Raw genomic sequence first — 1,740 nt, 5'->3', positions numbered from 1 at the left:
GCGTTTTGCATTTCGTCTACCGACAAAATTGAGGAGGTGTCCAATGAAAATCAATCTCAAAAAAATCGCCGACGATATCCGAGGACGTCCGATCACATGCCTGGACGATCTCTCTCTCACCCGCGCTCAAATAAAACGTGTCCTCTTAATCCAGGCATCAGAGGATCAATCGCTCTGGCCCTTCAATTCCCTCATGGCTCACCGCTACGCGCTCCGAATGGCGAGGCGCTACGAAAACGCTAATGGCGAGTGTTCCGATTTTGAGTTTTTGTCCGGCTATGAAGAGTGTTTCTCTCGCTACGTCAATGACCCTAAAAATCAGTGAGGTGTCCAATGAACCTAATAATTTTCGTGAATTACTGGGACGTCTGGGGCAATGCCCGTGATGGATGGGACGTTAACGACGTGTCCCGCTATTCACTCACCGGAAAAATTCCGGAGAGCCACCAAGCCGTCCTGAGGCTCCTAAAAGAAAACGGAATCATCCATAAAACAACCCGCGTCCGCTCGTTTTCCGACATCGCATTTCACGATTTTGCCATCGAATTAACCGAACGAAATGGCCGTCCGTTCGGACGGATTGAATGGGAGGTGTCCAATGAGAGCAAATGATTTTTTCGCAAAACTCTGTCGCCAAAACACCGGATCTCACATTTGCGATTCCGGGATGGCATACGGATACCACTACGAAAAAACACTCCCAAAAATTCCGGTGAGCCTCTCTGTCTACAAAAACGAGATCTCAGCGACGATCTCCACTCCCCATTTTCTCTCCGATGCCTACAGATACCGACGATCCGAGACACAAAAATTTCTCCGTTTTGCCAAAACTCAGGATCACTGTTGGCTCGGATGCCTAGACGCGTACGCCGAAAAACTCGGACTCAAAATTGAGACGATTAACACCTATAATGAAGAAAACGATCTTGACCAGACACTCCAGATCTCATTTTTGTATCAGGATGATTTTTCTGATCCTGAATTGATTTTCATCCAGTCTCATAATGGATGCGACGTGAGAGGAGGCTACACCCGGCCCGTATGTGTTGAGCCCATCGGAGATATCGTCTGGTCGTTCGTCGCCGGATTTTGCATCTCTGAGGGTGTCGACCAAAACGGACAGCCTCTCACCGATGATCAGACACTGACTCTCAGTGAGGAGTGGTATCAGGGATATCACTCATGGCCGACGGGAAAACTCAACGACGATATCGATCATGTGATAGAGATCGACGAAAAATCGGCAAAAATTAAGCTCAAAACGGGTGAGACTGTGATCGTCCATCCTGTTTTGTTTTGAGGTGTCCAATGCTGAATAAAATCATCAAAAAATCGTCCAGAGTGTTCCGGGATATCAACGGCCGTGTGTGCATCGAAAATAAAAACGTCCGTGTTCAAAACGTCAATTTTGACCCTCAAAACTCCACTCTGATTGATTCCACCCAGGCAAAAAAACTCGATGCCTACCGATGTGATTCCCTAGGTGTCCATTCGCCTAATCATCTCGCTCCAATCGGGACGGAGATCCTCCGTTCGTCGCTCGCCATTTTCAAGCGTGCAATGCAATTCGGTGAAATGGACGATGTTCGTTTTTACGCCAACGGGACAGCTCTCATCGGCGGACAAAACTCACTTGTCTGCTCCAATGCCTACCGACTCTTCAAGGCCCCGCTCGCTCACACATCCAGCGAGACGATCTTAATCCCTCACACTCTCCTCGATGCCATGATTAAAACCTGT

The 1,740-nt window shown here is 48.2% G+C and carries 4 protein-coding genes; all 4 read left to right on the top strand.

Annotated features, from left to right (window positions below; genetic code table 11):
- The first annotated feature begins 43 nt into the window (after positions 1–43).
- Positions 44–325 (top strand): hypothetical protein, encoded by a 282-nt coding sequence (locus EBS11_RS28250; protein ID WP_290608843.1) that lies wholly within the window; start codon positions 44–46, stop codon positions 323–325.
- Between the two features lie 26 nt (positions 326–351).
- Entirely contained in the window at positions 352–612 is a 261-nt protein-coding gene (locus EBS11_RS28245; protein ID WP_290608841.1) for a hypothetical protein, read from the top strand.
- Positions 599–1,300, top strand: a complete 702-nt coding sequence (locus tag EBS11_RS28240) for a hypothetical protein (protein WP_290608840.1) — start codon at positions 599–601, stop codon at positions 1,298–1,300. Before EBS11_RS28245 ends, EBS11_RS28240 begins: the two co-directional genes overlap by 14 nt.
- A gap of 8 nt (positions 1,301–1,308) precedes the next feature.
- Positions 1,309–1,740: hypothetical protein (locus EBS11_RS28235; RefSeq protein WP_290608838.1), on the top strand; the 432-nt coding region annotated here is incomplete at its 3' end.

Origin of the sequence: Janthinobacterium sp., assembly GCF_009923995.1 — a bacterium.
GTDB lineage: Bacteria > Pseudomonadota > Gammaproteobacteria > Burkholderiales > Burkholderiaceae_D > Janthinobacterium.
The sequence above is the reverse complement of the archived record's forward strand: the minus strand, read 5'-3'. Positions and strand labels throughout refer to the sequence as shown.